Annotated in this window: 17 protein-coding genes; 7 read left to right on the top strand and 10 right to left on the bottom strand. The window is 68.5% G+C overall.

From position 1 onward, the window contains the following. Window positions 1-3: 3 nt before the first annotated feature. Entirely contained in the window at window positions 4-978 is a 975-nt protein-coding gene (locus D0Y85_RS20390; RefSeq protein ID WP_117311803.1) for a LysR family transcriptional regulator, read from the bottom strand. An 89-nt stretch (window positions 979-1067) separates the two neighbouring features. Between D0Y85_RS20390 and D0Y85_RS20385 the strand changes: the two genes are divergently transcribed. Next, window positions 1068-2075 (top strand): zinc-binding alcohol dehydrogenase family protein, encoded by a 1008-nt coding sequence (locus D0Y85_RS20385; RefSeq protein ID WP_117311802.1) that lies wholly within the window; start codon window positions 1068-1070, stop codon window positions 2073-2075. 250 nt (window positions 2076-2325) lie between these two features. Here D0Y85_RS20385 and D0Y85_RS20375 read toward each other — a convergent pair whose 3' ends face one another. Continuing rightward, the gene (locus tag D0Y85_RS20375; protein WP_117311800.1) at window positions 2326-2931 is read right to left on the bottom strand and encodes a glutathione S-transferase N-terminal domain-containing protein; all 606 of its coding nucleotides are present in this window, start codon (window positions 2929-2931) and stop codon (window positions 2326-2328) included. 45 nt (window positions 2932-2976) lie between these two features. Between D0Y85_RS20375 and rmuC the strand changes: the two genes are divergently transcribed. The 3 genes from rmuC (at window position 2977) to D0Y85_RS20360 (ending at window position 5680) form a co-directional block, all read left to right on the top strand. Then, on the top strand, window positions 2977-4527 hold the full coding sequence (gene rmuC / locus D0Y85_RS20370; RefSeq protein WP_117311799.1) for a DNA recombination protein RmuC: 1551 nt from the start codon (window positions 2977-2979) through the stop codon (window positions 4525-4527). A 70-nt stretch (window positions 4528-4597) separates the two neighbouring features. Further along, entirely contained in the window at window positions 4598-4999 is a 402-nt protein-coding gene (locus D0Y85_RS20365) for a hypothetical protein (protein WP_117311798.1), read from the top strand. 135 nt (window positions 5000-5134) lie between these two features. Then, window positions 5135-5680 carry a glutathione peroxidase gene (locus tag D0Y85_RS20360; protein WP_117311797.1) on the top strand — a complete coding sequence of 182 codons (546 nt, stop codon included), beginning with the start codon at window positions 5135-5137 and terminating at the stop codon, window positions 5678-5680. Between the two features lie 105 nt (window positions 5681-5785). Here the strand turns inward: D0Y85_RS20360 and D0Y85_RS20355 are convergent, their stop codons facing one another. Genes D0Y85_RS20355 through D0Y85_RS20330 form a run of 6 tightly spaced genes read right to left on the bottom strand, consistent with a single transcriptional unit; the run spans window position 5786 to window position 9872 of the window. Further along, window positions 5786-6790, bottom strand: a complete 1005-nt coding sequence (locus D0Y85_RS20355) for a VacJ family lipoprotein (RefSeq protein ID WP_117311796.1) — start codon at window positions 6788-6790, stop codon at window positions 5786-5788. A gap of 1 nt (window position 6791) precedes the next feature. After that, window positions 6792-7103 (bottom strand): STAS domain-containing protein, encoded by a 312-nt coding sequence (locus tag D0Y85_RS20350; RefSeq protein ID WP_117311795.1) that lies wholly within the window; start codon window positions 7101-7103, stop codon window positions 6792-6794. After that, window positions 7093-7755, bottom strand: coding sequence for an ABC transporter substrate-binding protein (locus D0Y85_RS20345; protein ID WP_117311794.1), 663 nt, complete (start codon window positions 7753-7755; stop codon window positions 7093-7095). Before D0Y85_RS20345 ends, D0Y85_RS20350 begins: the two co-directional genes overlap by 11 nt. Continuing rightward, window positions 7752-8276 carry an outer membrane lipid asymmetry maintenance protein MlaD gene (gene mlaD / locus D0Y85_RS20340; protein WP_117311793.1) on the bottom strand — a complete coding sequence of 175 codons (525 nt, stop codon included), beginning with the start codon at window positions 8274-8276 and terminating at the stop codon, window positions 7752-7754. Before mlaD ends, D0Y85_RS20345 begins: the two co-directional genes overlap by 4 nt. A gap of 58 nt (window positions 8277-8334) precedes the next feature. Next, window positions 8335-9084, bottom strand: coding sequence for an MlaE family lipid ABC transporter permease subunit (locus D0Y85_RS20335; protein WP_006404088.1), 750 nt, complete (start codon window positions 9082-9084; stop codon window positions 8335-8337). Then, entirely contained in the window at window positions 9084-9872 is a 789-nt protein-coding gene (locus D0Y85_RS20330) for an ATP-binding cassette domain-containing protein (RefSeq protein ID WP_117311792.1), read from the bottom strand. The genes D0Y85_RS20335 and D0Y85_RS20330 overlap by 1 nt, the downstream gene beginning before the upstream one ends. A 194-nt stretch (window positions 9873-10066) precedes the next feature. Here D0Y85_RS20330 and recC point away from each other — a divergent pair, with 194 nt between their 5' ends. Genes recC through recD form a run of 3 tightly spaced genes read left to right on the top strand, consistent with a single transcriptional unit; the run spans window position 10067 to window position 18959 of the window. Next, window positions 10067-13408 (top strand): exodeoxyribonuclease V subunit gamma, encoded by a 3342-nt coding sequence (recC, locus tag D0Y85_RS20325; RefSeq protein WP_117311791.1) that lies wholly within the window; start codon window positions 10067-10069, stop codon window positions 13406-13408. Beyond that, window positions 13405-17079: an exodeoxyribonuclease V subunit beta gene (gene recB / locus D0Y85_RS20320; protein ID WP_117311790.1), complete on the top strand. Its 3675-nt coding sequence runs from the start codon at window positions 13405-13407 to the stop codon at window positions 17077-17079. The genes recC and recB overlap by 4 nt, the downstream gene beginning before the upstream one ends. After that, entirely contained in the window at window positions 17076-18959 is a 1884-nt protein-coding gene (gene recD, locus D0Y85_RS20315; RefSeq protein ID WP_117311789.1) for an exodeoxyribonuclease V subunit alpha, read from the top strand. The genes recB and recD overlap by 4 nt, the downstream gene beginning before the upstream one ends. A 473-nt stretch (window positions 18960-19432) precedes the next feature. Here recD and D0Y85_RS20310 read toward each other — a convergent pair whose 3' ends face one another. Together D0Y85_RS20310 and D0Y85_RS20305 are read right to left on the bottom strand one after the other, a co-directional pair. Beyond that, complete coding sequence (locus D0Y85_RS20310) at window positions 19433-19831, bottom strand: hypothetical protein (RefSeq protein WP_032978532.1); 399 nt, start codon at window positions 19829-19831, stop codon at window positions 19433-19435. A gap of 94 nt (window positions 19832-19925) precedes the next feature. Beyond that, window positions 19926-21965, bottom strand: coding sequence for an FUSC family protein (locus tag D0Y85_RS20305; protein ID WP_117311788.1), 2040 nt, complete (start codon window positions 21963-21965; stop codon window positions 19926-19928).

Here is a 21965-nt window from a genome sequence, read left to right as displayed (position 1 = left end):
CTCTTACAACGGGGGAGCGTCATTGTCGGCCAGTGCTGGTGCAGGCGACAGGGGCGTGTCGCCGTTGCCGGGCATGGCGGACAGCAGCGGTTGCAGATGCTGGCGCAGCTGTGCGTGCAGTTGCCGCACCGCCGGTGAGAACTGCTTGCGATGGGGGCAGACCAGCTGCAGGGGAATGTGGCTGCCGATGCCATCCAGCAGCACCTGCAGGCGCCCTTCCAGCACGTCGTCGCGGACGTCCAGCCAGGACTTGTAGGTGATGCCCTCGCCGGCGACCGCCCAGCGCCGCACCACGTCGGCGTCGTCGCAGACCAGTGGCCCGCGCACCGGGATCACCACGCGGCGCCCCTCAATCTCGAACGACCAGCGATCGTAGGCGCGGCCGCCGAGCTGGTAGACCAGGCAATCATGCTCGCGCAGATCTTCCAAGCGGCTGGGCGTGCCACGCCGCCGCAGGTACCCGGGCGACGCAGCCAGCACCCGCCGGTTCTGTTCCAGCAAGGGCAGGGCGACGTAGCTGGCGTCGTCGAAGTGGCCGATGCGGATGGCCACGTCGACCGGGTCGCGGAACACGTCGGCCACTTCGTCGGACAGGCGCAGGTGCAGGCGCAGCCGTGGATGCGCCGCGCGGAACGCGGTCAGCCACGGCAGCAGCAGGTTGCGGCCGAAGTCCGACGGCGCCGACAACTGCAGGGTGCCGTGCAGTTCGGCGTCCTCGCCCTGCACCCGCGCCTGGCCTTCGCGCAGGGTGCTCAGAACCTCCTGTGCGTAGGGCAGATACAGCGCGCCTTCGGCGGTCAGCCGCAGGCTGCGGGTGGTGCGCACGAACAGGCGCAGGTCCAGTTCGCGTTCCAGCCGTGCCACCGCCGCAGCAACCTGGCCCGGCAGCAGGTCGGCCTCGCGCGCAGCCTGGGAGAAGCTGCCCAGCGCGGCGGTACGGACAAACAGCTGCAGATCGTCGAAGCGGACCATTTTCATTGCTGCAGTGAAAGTGTTGACCGATTCTGCGCCTTTCCGCCCTCCTGCGCACGGCGCACGCTGTGGCCTCTCCTCCCTGGATGTTCCCCATGCGTGCCATTGCCTACACCCAAGCCGGCCTGCCGATCGACGACCCGCAAGCCCTGATCGATCTCGACCTGCCCCTGCCCCAGCCGGGCCCGCGCGACCTGCGGGTGGCGGTGCGCGCGGTGGCGGTGAATCCGGTCGACACCAAGGTGCGGCGCGGCGCCGCCACCGACGGCCCGCGCGTGCTGGGGTGGGATGCGGTCGGTGTGGTCGAAGCGGTCGGCAGCGAGGTGACCCTGTTCCAGCCCGGCGATGCGGTGTACTACGCCGGTGTGATCGATCGCCCGGGCAGCAATGCCGAGTACCAGCTGGTGGACGAGCGCAGCGTTGGCCGCAAGCCGGCCAGCCTGGACGATGCCGCCGCTGCGGCGCTGCCGTTGACCGCGATCACCGCATGGGAACTGCTGTTCGACCGCCTGCGTATTGCCGAAGGCGGCGGCGAGGGCCAGACCCTGCTGGTGATCGGTGCAGCGGGTGGTGTGGGTTCGATCCTGGTGCAGTTGGCGCGACGGCTGACGAAGCTGACGGTGATCGGCACCGCCTCGCGCCCGGAGACCCAGGACTGGGTGCAGGCGATGGGCGCGCATCATGTGATCGACCACACCCGGCCGCTGGCCGAGGGCCTGGCCCGGCTGGGCATCACCCAGGTGGACCATGCGGCCAGCCTGACCCACACCGACCAGCACTACGCGCAGCTGGTCGAGCTGCTGGCGCCGCAGGGGCAGCTGGGGCTGATCGATGATCCGGGCCAGATCGATGTAATGGCGCTCAAGCGCAAGGCGCTGTCGCTGCACTGGGAGTCCATGTTCACCCGACCGCTGTACAGGACCGCGGACATGCAGCGCCAGCACGAACTGCTGAACCGGGTGGCCGATCTGGTCGATGCCGGCGTGCTGCAGACCACGCTTGGCGAGCACTTCGGGCGCATCGACGCGGCCAACCTGCGGCGCGCGCATGCGCTGCTGGAGAGCCACCGGGCCAAGGGTAAGATCGTGCTGGAAGGCTGGTAACGCCGGGCCAACCCAGCCTCTGACCTTCATCCACGCATGGCGTGGATCTACTGCAGATCGCGGAGATCCGTGAAAGGCGGGGTGGCATGGGTTTGCGGGACCGCAGGCGCCATGGATGGCGCCTACGAGCCCCCATGGACGGGTTTACGGCGTGTCCCGCAAATCCATGCCACCCCGCCATCCCACGGAACGCCAGCTCTTGATGTTGACGTTGCCTCTGCGGGTGCAGGGCGCCGCCCTGCCGGCCCCCTTACGCCACGCCGTTGTCTACATGCTCGGTGAAGCCCGGCCGGGGGCGCAGGCGTTCGAACCAGGCGTCTACGTGGCGCAGCACAGGTTTGTTGCCGGGGGTGCTGCGCCAGCGCTGTGTCGACAGGCCGAGGACGATGTCGGCCAGGCTGAAGCCGGTGCCCGCCACGTAGGCATTGCTGGCGGCAAGCTGGGTGTCCAACACCTGCATCAGGCCGTTCCAGTGCGCCAGGCTGGCCTCGGCGCGAGCGTCGTCCGCGAAGTCGGGGTGCTGCCGCACGCGGGCCATGAACACGTGGCGCCAGGCGCTGTTGAGGTCGGTGGCCTGCCAGTCCATCCACTGCTCGACCTGGGCACGGGCCTGTGCAGCGCCCGGCAGCAGATCGTCTCGTCCTTGCCGTGCGGCCAGGTAGCGGCAGATGCTGTTGGACTCCCACAGCACGAAGTCGCCATCGCGCAGCACCGGTACCTGCCGGTTCGGATTCAGCGTGGACAGCACGTCCGGCGCCGGTGCCGGATCATGGGAGAACGGCAGATCGAGTTCGGCGCACAGCCACAGCACTTTGCGCACGTTGATCGAGGTGGGCTTTCCGTACAGTACAAACATGGGCTCGTTTCAGCACGTGAGACTGGGCCAGCCTACACTTGCCACATGCAAACCGAATTCCTCCTCGTCGCCGGCCTGCTGCTGGTCGTGCTGATCCTGCAACTGGTGGCGCTGCTGCGCCGCCCGCCCCACGATCGCCTGGAACAGGCCGTGCGCGATGAAGCACGCGCCGGCCGAAGCGAGTTGCGCGAGCAGCTTGATGGGTTCGCGCGCGCGCTGACCGATCTGTCCACCCGCACCGACCAGCGCCTGGACCTGCTGCGTGAAGCGCTGAGCGAAGACGCACGCAAGGCCCGCGCCGAGGCGGCCGACAGCCAGCAGCGCAGTGCCGCCTCACTGGGCGAACGCCTGCAGGAACTGCGCGTGCAGCTGGATGTGTTCGGCCAGCAGCAGGAGGCACGTATCCATGCCTTCGGCCAGCAGCTGCAGGAACTGACCGCCCGTACCGACACCCAGTTCGGTGCACTCCGACAGGCCCTGGTGGAGGATGCCCGCAAGGGCCGCGAAGAAGGTGCGCAGTCGCAGCAGCGCCTGACCGAGAGCCTGGGCCTGCGCCTGCAGGAACTGACCCAGCGCAACGAACAGCGCATCTCGGAAATGCGCGCCACCCTGGAAGAACAGCTGCGCGCGCTGCAGGCCGACAACGCGCAGAAGCTCGAGCAGATGCGCCACACCGTTGACGAGAAGCTGCAGTCCACGCTGGAAACGCGGCTGGGCAATTCGTTCAAGCTGGTGTCCGAACGACTGGAACAGGTGCAGCGCGGGCTGGGTGAAATGCAGCAGCTGGCGACCGGCGTGGGCGACCTGAAGCGGGTACTGACCAACGTCAAGAACCGCGGCAGCTGGGGCGAAGTACAGCTGGAGAACATCCTCGAGCAGACCCTCACCCAGGAACAGTACGCACGCGGCGTGAAGGTACGTCCTGATGGCAACGAGATGGTCGATATCGCCGTGCGCCTGCCGGGCCGTCGCGACGACGACGCGCCGGTCTGGCTGCCGATCGATTCCAAATTCCCGCGCGAAGACTATGAGCGCCTGCTCGACGCGCAGGAACAGGGCGATGCCGAGGGCGTACGCCTGCAGGGCATCCAGCTGGAACGCGCGATCCGCGTGCAGGCCAAGTCGATCTGCGAAAAGTACATCGTGCCCCCGCACACCACCGATTTCGCGGTGATGTTCGTGCCGACCGAAGGCCTGTATGCAGAAGTGATCCGGCGCCCGGGCCTGGTCGACCTGCTGCAGCGCGAGCACCGGGTGGTGGTGGCTGGCCCGACCACCGTCACCGCGTTGCTCAACAGCCTGCAGATGGGTTTCCGTACCCTCGCCATCGAACAGCGATCGAGCGAAGTCTGGGGATTGCTGGGCGCAGTGAAGAGCGAGTTCGGCAAGTTCGCCGGTATCCTCGAGAAGGCCGAGAAGCAGATCACCACGGTGGGCCGCAGCATCGGCGAGGCCAGCCGCAAGACGCGCACCATCGAACGCCGCCTGCGCGGCGTGGAATCACTGGCGACCGAACAGGCGCAAGGCCTGCTGGGCGACCTGGGCGAAGCGTCCAGCGACGAAGAGGCGGCAGAAGGCGAGGGTGAGGAGGCCTGAAGCCGGCTGACACGCCATCTGCATGGGCGGATGCGTATGCTGGCGCCGTCCTTCCTGACCAGGTACCGCCATGCGCCTCCGATTCCTTGCCAGCGTTGCCTTTGGCGCGCTGCTTGCCGCCTGCAGCAGTGCACCCCCGGCCAGTGACGATGCAGGCGCGGCAGCCACAGCGGCCGACAGCCCGGAAGCCGCTGCAGCCTATGAAGAGGCTCGCGATGTGGACTGCCGTGCAGCTGGCGGTACCCTGCAGCCGTTGGGTCGCCTGCAGCGGGTGCAGTGCGTGATTCCCTATGCCGACGCCGGCAAGTCCTGCAGCAGCAAAAGCGACTGCAGCGGCCAGTGCCTGGCCTCGGCAAACGTGCCAGCAGGCGAGGTGGCAACCGGGACCTGCCAGCGTGATGTCAGCCAGAACTTCGGTTGCCGGCAACGCATCGACGGTGGCAAGGCGCAGGGCACGATCTGCGTGGATTGAAGGTAGTGCCGGCCGCTGGCCGGCAGCCTCAAGAATCTTCGGGAACGTTCATGAGGTTGCCGGCCAGCGGCCGGCACTACCAGTGACGTCGGCGGTATGCTGGTGGGCCTTTCCCCGCTGTAGCCGGAGCCCCGCGTGAGCACCTCGATCCAGGATATTTCCCTCACCACCATCGACGGCCAGCCGTCCTCTCTTGCCCACTACCAGGGCAAGGTGCTGCTGCTGGTCAACGTGGCGTCCAAGTGCGGCCTGACCCCGCAGTACGAAGGCCTGCAGGCGCTGTATGCGGAAAAGCACGCACAGGGGCTGGAAGTACTGGGCTTCCCGGCCAACAACTTCCTCGGCCAGGAGCCCGGCAGCGAGGCGGAGATCCAGCAGTTCTGCCAGCTGACCTACGATGTGAGCTTCCCGATGTTCGCCAAGATCAGCGTGGCCGGTGAAGACACCCACCCGCTGTACCAGCAGCTGACTGCCGCGCAGCCGCAGGCGATCGGTGAAGGCCCGCTGCGCGAGCGCCTGGCCGGCAAGGAGATTCCGATCCACCCGGCACCGGCGGTGCTGTGGAACTTCGAGAAGTTCCTGGTCGGTCGCGATGGCAAGGTCATCGCCCGCTTCGCCCCGGACGTTGCCGCCGATGATGCGCGCCTGCGCGAGGCGGTCGAGGCGGCGCTGGCGGCCTGAAGATGGCATGCCAACCAAGGTTGGCACCTGCCGGAAGGTGGTGGACGCCGGTAAAACAAAAAAACCCCGCCGAGGCGGGGTTTTTTCATGCGTTGCCGGCAGCGGTCAATTGGTCCACTGCGGCATCGGCATTGCATCGACCGGGATCGGCGAGTTCGCGTCGTCGCTGCCACGCTCGCGCTTGCCACGCAGGTCGTTCTCGATCTGGTAGTTGCGGCGCTGCATCCAGGCATCGCGGACCAAAGCGTATTCGTCCACCGCGGTATCGCGCAGGTCGTCGATCGCCAGCAGCTGCGCGCGGGTATCGACCAGCTGCAGGCCCTGCAGGCCGATGCGGTACTTGTCGCTTTCGATGCGGCGGATCGGCGACAGCGGGATGTCACCGGCCAGTCCGAACACATCACGTACGGTACGCGGGCCGAAGAACGGCAGTTCCACATAGCGCGAACGACGCCAGCCCCAGGTACCCAGGGTCTGCCCGAAGTCTTCATTGCGACGCGGCACCATTGCCTTGCTGGCCGGGTCGAACAGGCCACCAATGCCCAGCGTGCTGTTCATCAGGAACCGGCCGAGGCTGTCCCAGGCGTCGGCCGGGCGGCCCTGCAGCAGCTGGTTGGTGATGGTCAGCGGTGCCCGCAGGTTGCTGAAGAAGTTGCTCACGCCGGTACGGGCAAAGCGCGGCACCACATGGGTATAGGCCGTCGCCAGCGGGCGGGCGATACCGCGGTCGACCGCGTTGTTGAACCCGTGCACCCTGCGGTTGAACGGTTCCCACGGGTCGTAGGCGGTGGCACTGCGGCGGTTGTCACTGGTGCCGTACAGGGCATCGAAGTCGTTGTCGCCGCCCGGCGCGGTCGCCGCCGCATCCGTGGCCGCATCGGTTGTACGGGCAGTGTTGGCGGTGTCCTGGGCCGACGCTGCTGGCGGGGTGTCAGTCTGTACCGGCTGGCTGGCCGGTTCGCTGTCAGCAGGCGTGGCTGCAGCAGGTGCTGTGGCCGTCGCCGGCACCACGGTGTCGGTCATCGGCGCGTCGCTGCGCGCCGGCTTGCCGGCACACGCGCTGAGTGCTGCGGCAAGGAGGATCAGAGGAATAACGCGCACGACGTTCATGTCAGCTCGCAGCAAAGGTAGCGTTGAAGTCCAGGTAGGGCGACAGCCGGTAGGCCGCGCTCAGCTCGTTGTAGCCGGCGGGGGCGCCGGAGATCGCCAGTGGATGGCCCGCCTGCCGCGCGCGCGCGGCCAGTTCGGCCAGCAGGGCCAGGCCGGCACTGTCCACGCGCTCGACCTCCGCCAGTTCCAGCCGCGACAGCTGTGCCGGCAGGGCCTGCAGTTGCGGCCACAACGCGATCACCGCGGTACGGTCGAGCACCCCGCGCAGGCGCAGGGTGTCACCTTCCAGCAGCGCCAGCGCCTTATTTGCCATTGCCGGCCGGCCCAGCCTGCATGCTGCCGCTGCGCAGTTCGGTGGCCACCTGCTTGATGCCCTTCTGTCGCAGCGGGGCATCGAACTGGTTGCGGAAGGTCTGCACGTAGGAGATGCCTTCGATGTTCACGTCGAAGATCTTCCACTGGCCGTTGACGTTGCGCATCCAGTATTCCACCGGCGTCGGCTCGTTGGCGGCGCGCACCAGCTCGGTGCCGACGCGCACGCCACGGTTGCCGGGGAGCGGGCTTTCGCCCTTCAGGCGGAAGCTCGGCTTGCCCTGGATGTTGAGCAGGGTCGAGCCATAGCGCTGCATCAGGCTGTCGGCCATCGCATCGGCGAACAGCTTGATGTCGGCGTCCGAAGCGCCGCGGGCATGCGGACCCAGCACCAGGCGCGCGGCATAGTCGCGGTCGAAGGTGCGGGTCAGCTCGCTGTCGATGTAGCTGCGCAGGCTGGCCGGGTTGCTGGTGAACTCAGCGCGGCGCTGCTGCAGGGTGGAAAGAATGCGGCTGCTGGCGTCGATCACCACCTTGCCGGCCTGGCCCTGGGGCGCGGCAGCAGCGGGTGCGGCGGCCTGGGCCTGGGCCAGGAACGGGGTGGCCAGCAGCAGCGACGAGGCGAGCAGGGCCGGGATCAGTTTCATCTTCATGGTTGCGGTTCCGTTGCAGGCGCCTGCGCGCCATCGTTGGGCTTCTGGGCAGCGCCGCCACCGGCGCCGCCACTGAACATGTACTTGCCGACCAGCTGCAGCAGGTCCACGGCCGGCTGGGTGAACACGATTTCCTCACCGGGTTTGAGCACTTCCGGATCGCCGCCGGGCTGCAGACCGATATAGCTCTCGCCGAGCAAACCACTGGTGAAGATGCCGGCCGAGGTATCGGCCGGCAGATCCTTGACCTTGCTGTCCATGCGCAGCGTCACGATCGAGTCGAACTTCACCGGGTCCAGCTCGATCGCTGCGACCTGGCCGACGGTGACACCACCGATCTTCACCGGCGCCTGCTTGCGCAGCTGGCCGACCTGGGAGAAGCGTGCCTTGAGTTCATAGCCTTCGCCACCCCAGCTCCAGCGCTGGTTGGTCGAGGCCACGGCCAGCACCATCAGCGAGGCCAGGGCCAGCAGCAGGAAGGCGCCGACGGAGAATTCGAGTCTGGGACCGCGGATGGCCATGTGGATTACCTGATCAGTCGTGGTGGCCGCGCGCCGATGCGCACCGCCGATGGAGGGGTTAGGTGAACAACATTGCCGACAGTACGAAGTTGAACATCAGCACCAGCAGCGAGGCGTTGACCACTGCACGGGTGGTGGCGACGGAGGTGCCTTCGATGGTCGGTTCGGCGTGGAAACCGACATAGGCGGCCACCAGGGCCGCAGTACCACCGAAGATCGCCGACTTCAGCATCGCCACGCCGAAGTCGTCCCAGAAGTCCACGCTGCCACGCAGCGCCGACCAGAACACGCCGTTGTCCAGGCCCAGCACGTGCACGGCTTCGAAGTAGCTGGCGCTGATCGCCAGCGAACAGAAGATGCCGGTCAGCAGCGGCACGGTAAGCACCGCCGCCCAGAAGCGCGGTGCCACGGCCTTGGCCACCGGGTCGATGGCCATCAGTTCCAGCGCCTTGATCTGGTCGGTGGCGCGCATCAGGCCCAGCTCGGCGGCGATCGAACTGCCGGCGCGGCCGATGAACAACAACGCGGTCAGCACCGGTGCCAGTTCGCGGTACAGCGACAGGCCGAGCAGGGTGGACAGCGCGTCGGCCGCACCGAAGGTGGTCAGCGTACGGTAGCCCTGCAGGGTCAGCACCAGGCCGACGAAGGCGCCGCCCACGGCGATGATCGGCAGCGAGCGCGCACCGATCTTGTAGATCTCGCGGGTCAGCTCGGCCAGGAAGTCACGGGTCGGCAGCGAACCGCGCAGCACGGTCAGCGAGAACAGGCCGGCACGACCCAGCGAGCGGGTGGCTTGCACGAACGGCATCAGGCAACCCTCGCGCGCGGTGCGGCATCAAACGGGATGGGACCATCGGGCTGGCCATGCAGGAACTGCTGCAGCAGCGGGTCCTGGCTGGACTGCAGCGCCTCCGGCGTGCCCTGGAACACGATGCCGCCATTGGCGATCGCGATCACCTGGTCGCAGATCGGCAGGGTCTCGTGCACGTGGTGGCTGACGATGATGCTGGTCAGGCCCAGGCTGTGGTTGAGGCGCTGGATCAGGCTCATGATCACCCCCGAGGCGATCGGGTCCAGCCCGGTCAGCGGCTCGTCGTAGATCATCAGCGGCGGGTCCAGGGCCAACGCGCGGGCCAGTGCCACGCGTCGTGCCATGCCGCCGGACAGCTCACGCGGCCAGGCATCGGCGGCGGCCAGCAGGCCGACCGAATGCAGCTTCATCTGCACCAGCCGGCGCAGCACCGGTGCCGGCAGGCGGGTGTGGGTGCGCAGCGGCAGGGCGACGTTTTCGGCCACGGTCAGGTCGGTCAGCAGGCCATTGCCCTGCAGCAGTACGCCGACGCTCTTGCGCATTTCCAGCAGTTCGGCGGTGCGCTGCGGGATGGGCTTGCCGAACAGGGTGACGTCGCCCGCCACCGGACGCAGTTCGCCGGTCAGCGCCGCCAGCAGGGTCGACTTGCCGCTGCCGGACGGCCCAAGCACGGCGGTGATGCTGCCTTCGGGCACCTGCAGCGAAACGTCGCGCAGGATCGTGCGCCCGCTCCGGTCGATGCGGACGTTGGACAACTGCACCAGACTGGGAGTGGAAGCCGGCATGGGCACCCTTAACGTTTTTTCGACATTGAAGCATCGGGTCAGGCTGCTGAACATAAGCAGACTGGACGGTCCAGTATTGTTGCACGGTCGGGCGGTCGCCAGACTGGGACAATGCCGAAAACGACCGGAACAATCCGTCGCAATCACCGAATCCCGGGATTGAATACGGGCGGGTGTGCTGCACACTGTGCACGATGAGTGACCCGGGTAGCGATTTTCGCCTCTACCATTCCAATTCGCTGGACGTGCTGGCTGCCCTGCTGGCGCGCAACGTGCGTGTGCCGGTGCCGGGACAACCGCTGCTGGCGCCGGAGGTGGTGCTGATCCCGCAGGTGGCGATGCGGCGCTGGTTGCAGGCGACACTGGCCGCCGAGTATGGCGTAGCCGCCAACCTGGAATTCCTGACCCCCGGTGAGTTCGTCGCCCGTGCGTTGAACGCCAATGTGGAGGGCGAAGCCGACGACCTGGACGCGGCCGCCCTGCACTGGCGCCTGTACCAGGCCCTGCGCGATCCGCAGCTGCTGGCACAGCCACCGATGCGCGCGCTGCAGTCCTATCTTGCCGGGGGCGACGTGCTCAAACCCTGGGCCCTGGCCGGCGAACTGGCCTCGGTGTTCGAGAAGTACCAGGCCTGGCGCCGCGACTGGTTGCTGCGCTGGGAAGCCGGCGCCGACGCCGCCGATCCGCAGGCCATCCTGTGGCGCAGCATCGCCGCCGGGCAGGGTTACCGCGCGCGCCGCATCCAGGCCTACCTGGACCGCTTCGAGGGTGCCGGCCAGCCGCTGCCGCAGGGACTGCCACCGCGGATGTCGGCATTCGCCACCCTCAACATCTCGCCCGACGTACTGCGGGTGATGGCCACCCAGTCGCGGGTGGGCGAACTGCATTTCTATCTGCCCACGCCGGTGCAGTCCTACTGGGGCGACCTGCAGACCCTGGCAGAGCGCCTGCGCAGCGGTGCTCCGGACCCGTTCGGCGAGGCTGCCGGCGAGAACCGCCTGCTGGAAGCGTGGGGGGCAGCCGGCCGTGATTTCATGGCGGTGCTGGGCAGCTACGAAGTGGTGCATCCGGCCGGTGAGATCGCGGCCTATTCCGACCCGGAGGAAGATACGCGGCCGACGATGGCCCAGGGCGGGCTGTCCGACAGCCTGTTGCACCGCCTGCAGCGCGACCTGTTCCACCGTCGTGCATTGCCTTCCGGTGAACTGCGCGACAGCCTGCGCGGCGACGACCCGAGCCTGCAGGTGCACGCCTGCCACACCCGCCTGCGCGAGCTGCAGGTGCTGCACGACCAGCTGCGCAGCCTGCTGCAGGACCCGCGCTTCGACCCGCCGCTGCAGGCGCGCGAAATTGCCGTGCTGGCGCCGGACATTGATCCGTATGTGCCCTATCTGGAAGCGGTGTTCGGCGGACGGGGGGGCGAGGACGAACACATTCCCTACGCGTTGGCCGACAGCAGTCCGTTGGCCGGCGAGCCGCTGGCCGATGTGTTCGTGCACCTGCTTGGCCTGCCGATTTCGCGCTTTGGCCTGAACGAGGTGCTGGACCTGCTGGCCAGTGCCCCACTGGCCGAGGCCGCCGGCCTGGAAGCGGTGGACTTCGACCGACTGCATGGCTGGCTGCAGCAGGCGGGCGCCCGTTGGGGCCTGGATGCCCAGCATCGCCACCAGCTGCAGGCTCCCAGCGATGACGCCTACACCTGGCAGTTCGCGCTGGATCGCCTGCTGCTGGGCCACGCCACCGGCAGCGAGGTGGATCTGGCCGGGGTGGCCCCGTGGATCGAACTGGAAGGCGGGGCGCTGGATGCGCTGGACCGGCTGTTGCGCCTGCTGCGCGTGCTGGCCATCTACCAGCGCCGGCTCGGCGAACTGTTGACCCCGGCACAGTGGCGGCAGCGCCTGCTGTCGCTGCTCGATGCCCTGCTGCCGACACCACCCAGCTCGCCCAACAGCCAGCGCGCGCTGGAGCGCCTGCGCAAGCTGCTCAACCAGTTCGCCGAGGATGCGCACAAGGCCGGGTTCGTCGATGGGGTGCCACCGGAGGTGGTGCGTGCGCACTTCGCCGGTGCGCTTGCCGAGGCCGATACGCGCGCGCCGTTGCTGACCGGTGGCATCAGCTTCGGGCGCATGGTGCCGATGCGCCTGCTGCCGTTCCGGGTGATCTGCGTGCTCGGCCTCAACGATGGTGATTTCCCGCGTCGCGACCCGGCCGCCGGCCTCAACCAGCTCACCGCCGAACTGGATACGCCGCGCCGCCGTCCCGGCGACCGCTCCACCCGCGAAGACGATCGTTTCCTGTTCCTGCAGCTGTTTGCTGCTGCGCAGGACGTGTTCTACCTCAGCTACCTCGGCGCGGACCCGCGCGATGGCAGCGTGCGCGAACCCTCGGTGCTGGTCAGCGAACTGATCGATGCCGCAGCGGCGTATCACCTCGATCCGTCGACCGCCACGCGGGACTTCACCGTGCGCCACGCGCTGCAGCCGTTCTCGCCAGCCGCCTTCGGTGACGGCGATCCACGCCGCTTCAGCTACCGCCGGCAGTGGCACCCGGCCGCGGGGCGACTGGGTGGGCAGCGCGGCGGCCTGCTGCCGTGGTTCGACGCCGCACTGCCGCCGCCGGTGGACGAGGCGGTGGAAGAAGAGGTCTCGCTGGAGAGCCTGCGTCGTTTCCTGTGTGATCCGGCCGGGCAGTTCCTCGCACAGTCGCTGGGCCTGCGCCTGGCCGACGACGTCGAGGACGTCGACGACCTGGAGCCGCTGGTGCTGTCCTCGCGCGGGCCGGAGAAGCGCGGTGTGCAGCTGGCCGTGGTGCAGGCCACCCTGGCCGGTGACAGCGAGCCGCTGTACCCGCGGCTGCGCGCACGCGGGCTCATGCCGTCGGGCATCCTCGGCGAGCGCCAGTTTGAAGTGGAGCGGCTCAAGACCCGACCGTATGCCACGGCGATGCTGGGCTGGTTGCAGGGCACGCCGCTGGAGAGCCGCCGCTATGAAGTGGAGATCGACGGCGTGCGCCTGCATGGCCGGGTCGGTGATCGCCATCCCGAAGGCCTGGTGCGCCTGCGCGCCGGCGCCCTGAACGGCAACGCGGTGATCCGCCAGGGGCTGGACTGGCTGCTGGCCAACGCCGCCGGCGATGCCTTGCCGCTGGTGCAGTTCCATGACGGCGGTGATGCCGGCCCCGGTCCGCATGCATTGCCTGCCTTGACCGTGCCCGCAGCACGCGCGGCATTGCGCGCGCTGCTGCAGCTGCGCCAGCGTGGGCTGCGCGAACCACTGCGCTTTGCGCCCTATACCGGCTGGGTGCTGTTCAACGCGCCAGTGGAAAAGCAGCGCAGCGAAGGCTGGAAGCAATGGCATGGCAGCGACCGCAGCTGGGGTGAAGCCAACAGTGATGCCTGGCAGCTGCTGCTGCGTGGCGCCGACGCGTTCGCCGACGACGCCAGTTACGCCGACCTGCTGCGCAACAGCCAGGTGGTCTTCAGCGCCGTGCGCGAAGGGCGCAGCTTCGGCAATGATCCACAGGCGGGCCTCGCATGAGCAGCGGTGCCGAGGGCGCTCCCATCAACACGCATTGCCCCGACCCTTACCTGGCGTTGCCGCTGCATGGCACGCGACTGATCGAAGCCAGTGCCGGCACCGGCAAGACCTTCACCCTGGCCACGCTGTTCACCCGTCTGGTGGTCGAGCAGGGCCTGCGTATCGGCCAGATCCTGGCGGTGACCTTCACTGACGCCGCCACCCAGGAACTGCGCAAGCGCATCCGCGAGCGCCTGGCCCTGGCTGCGCGCCTGGTCGATCTGTCGCCGGGCGACGATGAAACACCCGATGCGCTGCTGACCCGGCAGGTGCTGCAACGTCATCTGCAGGACGGCACGGAAACCGCAAAAGCGTTGAAGCGGCGCCTGCAGGTAGCCGCCGATGAGATCGACCTGGCTGCGATCTTCACCATCCACGGCTTCTGCACCCGCGTGCTGCGCGAACATGCGCTCGAGAGCGGGCATACCTTCGACCCACCCGAGCTGCTGGCCAGCGATCGCGAGCTGCTGGAAGAACTGGCGGCCGATCTGTGGCGGGTGCATGCCAACGACCCGGCAACGCTGGAACCGCTGACCTGGTTGTGGTCCCACCCGGATGCGCTGGCGGCTGACCTGCGCGCGCTGCTGGCATCGCCACCGCTGCACCCGCCACTGCAGCCGCTGGCCGTGGACGATCCACGCCCGGCGCTGCAGCGCACGGCGGCGGAACTGTCGATGGCCGTGCGCGAGCATGGTGAGCGCTTCTTCCTGGACCTGTGCGAAGCGGTCGACAACAAGTGGATCAACGGCGTTTCCTACAAGCTGGGCTGGCTGCACCCGCTGGGCCGGCAGCTGTTGGGCTGGGCCGAGCGCGGCGACGCAGCCGAACTGCTGTCCAGCGACCGCTTGCCGGCGCTGCTGCCCGATGCGCTGGTGGCCAAGACCAACAAGAAGTTCGCCGAGCGCACGCCGTCCTCGCCGCTGCAGGCACCGCTGCAGCGCTACGTGGCACTGCTGGCCCAGCGCGAACAATGGCTGCGTGCCACGGCACTGAACTTCCTGCACGCCCTGCGCGAGGAAGCCACCCAGCGCCTGTCGGCGCTGAAGCGCGTGCGTCGCGTGCAGACCTACGACGATCTGATCGACGGCGTCGCCCGCGCGCTGGAAGGGCCGCAGCGGCTGGCCCTGGTCAAGCCGCTGCGGGCGCAGTACCGCATTGCCCTGGTCGATGAATTCCAGGATACCGATGACCGCCAGTGGGGCATCTTCCATACCGTGTTCGGTGCCTCGCCGGAGGTGGACGAACTGGGGCTGCAGCCGGCGCTGTTCCTGATCGGTGACCCCAAACAGGCCATCTATGGCTTCCGCGGCGGCGACATCCACACCTACCTGAAAGCCAAGCAGGTGGCCGAGCAGGCACCGGCGCTGGACCAGAACTTCCGTTCGCGCCCGGCCGTGCTGCGCGCGTTGCAGGCGCTGTACGACAACGCTGGCGAAGATGCCTTCCTCGAACCCGACATCCAGTTCGAGCCGGTGCGGCCCGGTGGCGTGCGTGTCGATGAGGACTACCTGCGCGATGGCCGGGCCGCACCGGCGCTGACCCTGCGCCTGCTGCGCAGCGACGGTGAAAAGGCCCTTGGCGCCGATGCGTCGCGCGACGCGGCCACCCAGGCCTGCGTGGCTGCGATCCACCAGATCCTGCTGGAGGCGCGTGCCGGCACTGCGCTGCTGCGTGGACGCCCGGTGCAACCCGGCGATATCGCCGTGCTGGTGCGCTCGCATCGCGAAGCCACGCTGGTCCAGCGTGCGCTGGCCGCCGTCGGCATTCCCGCGGTGGCGGCCGGCAAGCAGAGCCTGTTTGCCACCAGCGAGGCTCGTGACCTGCGTGCGTTGCTGCTGGCATTGCTGCAACCGGCCGACGAGGGACGCCTGCGCACTGCATTGGCAACGGTGCTGCTGGGGCAGCGCGCGAGCGCGATTGCCAGCATGGAGCGTGAGGGAGACCTGCAGCGCGGGTTCCAGACCCAGCTGCTGCACTGGCGCGAGCGCTGGCAGCGTGGCGGCCCGTTCGCGGTGGTAGCCGATGTCTGCGCCGCGCAGGGCGAGCGCCTGCTGGCGCTGATCGATGGCGAGCGGCGCCTGACCAACTACCTGCAGCTGGGCGAACTGCTGCAGGAAGCCTCCGCGCAGGCACTGGGCATGCACGGCCTGCTGGACTGGCTGCAGGGGCAGATGGCCAATGCCGACCAGGATGACGAGCAGCAGCTGCTGCGGCTGGAGTCCGACGCGCGACGGGTGCAGATCATCACCCTGCACAAGAGCAAGGGCCTGGAATACCCGCTGGTGTTCCTGCCGTTCGTGGGCATCGATGGCGGCGCGCCGAACACCGCCACCCACTGCACCGTGCACCTGCAGGGTGAGCGCCAGCTGCATTGGAAGCTGGACAGGGACGACGCCTGGGACGCGGCCAGCAGCCAGCGCGAGCGCGAACAGCGTGCAGAAGACGCGCGCCTGCTGTACGTGGGCCTGACCCGCGCCGAGCATGCCTTGTGGATCGCCACCGGCGATCTGGCAGGCCATGCAAAGACCCGCCTGGCGCCGCTGCTGGGCGACCTGCAGGCGCTGCGAGCGCACGCGGACGTGGACCTGGATGACAGTGCGCCGCCGGGCCGCCTGCCGCAGCTGCTGGCCGAAACCGAAGGTCAGCTGCCTGCGGTGCGTGCCTTGACCCGCCGGGTGCCACACGACTGGTGGGTCTACAGCTTCACCCAGCTGGCGCATGCCGACGCTGGCAACGGCGACGATATCGAAGCGGCGGCCACCGAACTGCCGGCACCGGCTGCCGACGAACCCGCCGGTGCCGAGCTGCCGCTGGAACCGGCGTTGCCGGACGCTGCCGCAGAAGACACAGCGCCGCCGGATCCGCGCTTCATGGGCAGCCGCTTCGGCAATGTGCTGCACGATGCACTGGAGAACGTCGACTTCGCACTGTGGTCGCACTGGCAGCCGCAGCAACCGGCACCGGAGGGACAGGCCGACGTGCTGCGCCGCTCGCTGCACGACGAAGGCTATGCCGACGAGGATCTGGACGATGGCGTGGCGGTGCTGGTGCCGCTGGTCGGCCACACCCTCACCGTACCGCTGCCCGAAGGCGGTGCGCTGTGCAGCGTGCCCGAGCATGAGCGCCGGGCCGAGATCGAGTTCCACTTCGCCATCGAGCCGACCGCAGTACCGGTGTTGCTGCAGCTGCTGCACGAGCACGGCATCTCCAGCGCACGGCGCGGTTTCGGCCTGCGCAGAAGGCTGGAAGGGCTGATGACCGGCAAGATCGATCTGACCTACGTGCGCGATGGCCGCTGGTATGTGCTGGACTACAAATCCAACCGGCTGCCGGGCTACAGCCCGGACCTGCTGGAGATCGCCATGCGCCACAGCGAGTACGACCTGCAGGCGCTGATCTATACCGTGGCCCTGCATCGCTGGCTGCGCTTCCGCCTGGGCGCGGCATACGACTACGCGCGCGACATGGGCGGTATCCGCTATCTGTTCTGCCGGGGCCTGGATATCGCCGGCAATGGCTTGCACGTGCAGCGCTTCGCGCCTGAGCTGGTGGATGCGCTGGATGCCTTGTTTGCGGGCGGCGAAGCAGCCCAGGCCGAGATGGCGGCGCGCGCGCGCGGAGAAACCGCATGAACCTGCTGCGTGATCTGCATCGCAGTGGCCAGCTGCGCACCCTGGACCACGCCCTGGCCATCAGCCTCAAGCGCCTGCGCGAAGACACGCCGGACGACGTGGCACTGGCCGCCGCACTGGCCTCGCTGGCCGTGGCGCAGGGGCACGCTGGCTTCGATCCGCGCCAGCCCCAGCGCGTGATCGATGGCATTCCGGCATGGCCCGAACCTGCGCAGTGGCTGGCGCAGCTGCAGGCCTCGCCCTGGGTGGCGACCCCGCAGGATGCCAGTGCCGCCGCCGCGGAAGCGCCGCTGGTGCTGGAGAACGGTCTGCTGTACCTGCGCCGCTACCGCGAATACGAGCGGCAGTTGGCCGTCGGCCTGCAACGCATCGGCCGCCATCCGCTGCCTGCACCGGACATGGCCGCCGTGGCGCCCCTGTTCGCGCGTCTGTTCCCGCACGCCGCAACGGGTGAGGACCACCAGGCCCGTGCGGCTGGCGTAACCCTGCGCCACCCGCTGGCCCTGGTCACCGGTGGTCCCGGTACCGGCAAGACCACCACCATCGCCCGCCTGCTGCTGTTGTTGGCGGCACAGGCGCGGCACCAGGGCCTGCCCGTGCCGAAGGTAGCGTTGGCCGCACCCACCGGCCGCGCCGCCGAGCGCATGGCCGAAAGCCTGCGCCTGGCCGTACAGCGGCTGCAGGAGCAGGGGCTGGATCCGGCGCTGTGCACCGCGCTGCCCAGCACAGGCACCACCCTGCATCGCCTGCTCGGGGTGATTCCCGATTCACCGCGCTTCCGCCATCACGCCGACAACCCGTTGCCGGTGGACGTGGTGGTGGTCGACGAAGCCTCGATGATCGACCTGCCGCTGATGGCCAAGCTGGTCGACGCGATCGCCAGCGGTACCCGCCTGATCCTGCTCGGCGATCCCGACCAGTTGCCGTCAGTGGAAGCCGGTGATGTGCTCAGCGCCATCCTGCGCGCCAGCGGCGATGGCATCGGCACCCGTGCCGACGATGCGCAGGCGCTGCATGGACTGCTGGCAGCGGCGACGCTGCAGCCGCAGGCACCGCCGCGCGCGTTCGCAGGCCGCCGCGTGCAGTTGCAGCGTGGCTACCGGCAGAGTGATGCGCTGGACCTGGCACCGCTGGCGCAGGCCGTGCGCGGCGGCGACAGTGGCACCGCCCTGCGCCTGCTGCGCAGTGGTGAACTGGCCGGCGTCCGCTTCCATGAAGGCGAGGCAGATCCGTTGCGCGGCCAGCGCGAGCATCTGCTTGATCATTGGCGCGCGCTGGCCGATGCCGTGGATCCGGCGCAGGCACTGCAGCAGGCCGGCCGCCTGCGCGTGTTGACCGCACTGCGCGAAGGCCCGCAGGGCGCGCGTGGCCTCAACAGCCGTATTGAACAGCTGCTGGCTGGCAACACTCCGGGCTACTTCCAGGGCCGGCTGCTGCTGATCACCGAAAACAGCTACCGCCACCGCCTGTTCAACGGCGATATCGGCATCTGCCTGCGCGATGGCAGCGGTGCGATGGTGGCCTGGTTCCCCGGCGAGACTGCCGACCAGCCGCGCGCGTTCCACCCGGCCGCGTTGCCTGCACACGAGAGCGCCTTCGCGATGACCGTGCACAAGGCACAGGGCTCGGAGTTCGACGAAGTGTGGCTGCAGCTGCCGAGGCAGGACAGCCGCGTGCTGTCGCGCGAACTGGTCTACACCGGCCTGACCCGCGCCCGCCAGCGCCTGCAGGTGGCCGGCAGCGCCGAGGTGCTGGAGGCGGCATTGAAACGACATGCCAGCCGCCTTGGTGGGTTGGCGTGGCGGCTGGGTGCGGAAGAGGTGACAGAACCATCATCGACACCCATCGAAGAACCGACGGTGCAGGGCACGTTGTTCTAAACGCCAGCCTTACCATCACGTCGGTTACCTTCATCCACGCACGGCGTGGATCTACCGTGTCGACGAAGATTGACACCCACCAACAGCATCACAGAGCGCCGTTCCGACAGATCGCGGAAATCTGTCGAAGGCGGGGTGGGTCCGGTTGAGGGGGCGTGAGCCGCATGGGCCCGAGGCATGCCTCGGGCGGGTTGGGCAGGACGCCCAACCCGGGCCTTGCCGTGTGCGCAGGACAGCGCACACGAGCATGCGGCGACCGAGCTTACAGGGGTGAGGGTGCTTTGCTTGCGAAGCACTGCTTCGCAAGCGCCCGAACGCACAGCCGCCAGCGGCTGGGCCGGGCCCCGGAGGGGGACTCGCAGCGTCCCCCGCAACCGGACCCACCCCGCCATCCCACGGATCGCCCGCTTTTGACGTTGCCGTTGCCGTTGCCGTTGATTCGGCGGGTGCAGGGCGCAGCCCTGCCGCCAAATCTATTCCGGCATCAACACCAACCCATCCGGATACACGATCGCCGCTTCATCCGCACTGACATCGAAGAACCCCACGCCGTGCTTCTCGGCCAGGTCCTGCACCCGACCATGCGCGCGCTCGGCCACCGAGTACGCGAACGCGCCATAGATCACATGGCGGCCGATGCTGTACTCGGTCACCTCGGCGCGATCATCATCGTCATTGCTCAGCGGGCCGTTCATCGGCGGAAACTCCTGCGCCATCTCCGCGAACCATGCCTGCAGCGCCGGGCTGCTGACCGCCGGGTCGTCGTACTCGTGGCTCTCGCCCCACTGCGCCTGCTTCTCGAACCAGGCGATGAACGCCGCCGCTTCACGCGGGGCGACGCTGGCTTCGAACACCATCATGTCGTAACTCATTGAACCATCCTGTTGCCGTGGCGTAAGGACACCGGGAGTGGTCCGGCGCCACCGGATGACGATGGTAGCGCCGGGCCATGCCCGGTGGATCGCATCAGACGGACGGCGCTGCGGCGTCCGCCAATCCCGGCGCCAACGCCTTTGCTTCCGGGAACAGCGCAAACCGCAGGCCGACAAGGCCCATCAGCGCCTCGTCGCGCGCCTTGCAGGCGGCCACGCTGCCGACCCGGCCCAATGAGGTGTCCAGCCGTTCGCGCAGCGCCTCGGCCGCCACAATCGGCTTGCGTACGGCGATCTGCCGGCGATAGTGCACGGCCACCTCCTCCAGGATGTGCTCGACCGCCTCGCGGCTGCGCTCCGGCAGCTCCAGGCGGGCGCGGCGCAGCTGCAGGATGTTCAGGCCGATGCGTGCCTCGTTGAGCATGTCCACCGACGCGATGTCGCTGCCTTCCGGGGTCGCCGCCAGGCGCGGTGCCAGCAGGCCGAGCAGATCCAGCATGCGCGCGGCGAAGCGCTGGCGATCCTGCTGGCCACGGCCTTCGGCCGCTTCGGCCAGGGTGGTCCAGCCCTGCCGTACCAGCCGGCGCGCGGTCCATTCGGCACCCACCGAGCGGAACAGCCGGGTCATCACCACCGCAAAGCCAATGCCGATGAACATCGCGATCGACGAGTTGGCGAAGGTCTGCACGTTGGCACTGTAGGTGTTCTGCAGGCTGAGCAGCGCGGCCAGGTTGACCGTCAGCGGCAGCGCGAACAGCGCGCTCTTCGGGTGGTGCAGCAGCAGGCCCAGTGGCAGGAACACCACCGCCAGCACCAGCGCCAGCAGGCCGAAGTCGTGCACGGCGGGGAACACGCCGAACAGGTACACGCCGGCCACCAGCGAAGCCACCATCGCCCACACCAGGAACGAGACCATGCTCGGTGCCGGGTCGTCCTGTGCCGCGAAGAACGCGGCGGTCACCGCGGCCATCATCGCGCCGTTGCCACCGCCCTCCCAGCCCAGGCCGATCCACAGCACGCAGTAGCTCATCAGCGCCACGCCGGCGCTGAGCGCGGAGAACAGTGCCATGCCGTAGTCGACGTGCTTGTCGGTGGCGGCGCGTTCGGTGCGGATGCGGTAGTGCGCACGGTCCAGCGGCGCGGTGCCCTGGTCGATCGCGTGCTGCAGGGTGCGGCAGTCCTGCCACAGGTCCACCAGCTCCTCCAGGCGCAGCAGCAGGCTGGCCAGCTGCAGGTGCTGCAGATCGCGGTCCACCTGTGGCTTCAGCGCACTGATGCGTGCGCGCAGGCGCGCGTAGTCGCTGGCACTGGACGGCGTGTCGATCCAGTCGTGGATGTCATCGACCAGCGTCGGCAAGCCCTCGGGCAGGGTCTGTCCATCGCTGCGCAGCGCACTCAGGCGGTCGGCGATCGATGACAGCACCGGCAGCAGCAACAGCATGCGTTCGCGCAGGCGCTCCATCGAGACGGCCGCGCCGGCATGGCGTGGGTCATCGCGGCGCAGGAACTCGATCAGTGCCTCGAACTGCACCAGGTCGGCGGCCAACCGGTTGCGCGGGGCATGCGCGCGGCCGCGCTCGAGGATCTGCCGACACCACTGCGCTGCGTCCTCCATCCAGTTGCCGATGCGTGCGCCGAGCATCGGCCGCACCGAGGCCGGGAACAGCAGCGAGGCGAACAGCACCGCTACCACCGTACCGAGGATGATCTCCTCGCTGCGCGCCACCACGGTGTCGAAGATGGTCTCCGGCGAGGTCACCGCCGGGAAACCGATGAATGCAGTGGTGTAGCCGGCCAGCAGGAACGCGTAACCACGCGGGCCACGGTTGAGCAGGGCCAGGAACAGGCAGCCGGCCAGCCAGATCGACATCGCTGCGCTCAGCACCAGCGGCGTTTCCACCAGGGCGGGCAACATCAGCAGGGTGGCCAGGCCGGCGGCCAGGGTGCCGAGGATGCGGTACACGCCCTTGGCCCGGGTCGGGCCCAGCAGCGGCTGGCTGACGATGTACACCGTGCCCATCGCCCAGTACGGGCGCGACAGGTTGCCGGCCATGGCGATGTACAGCGCGACGATCGCTGCCAGGTAGGTCTTGATCGAGAACAGCCAGGCCTGGCGGTCGGTCAGCCCGTTCAT

Origin of the sequence: Stenotrophomonas sp. G4, from assembly GCF_003428825.1 — a bacterium.
GTDB classification, from domain to species: Bacteria; Pseudomonadota; Gammaproteobacteria; order Xanthomonadales; family Xanthomonadaceae; genus Stenotrophomonas; species Stenotrophomonas indicatrix.
The sequence above is the reverse complement of the archived record's forward strand: the minus strand, read 5'-3'. Positions and strand labels throughout refer to the sequence as shown.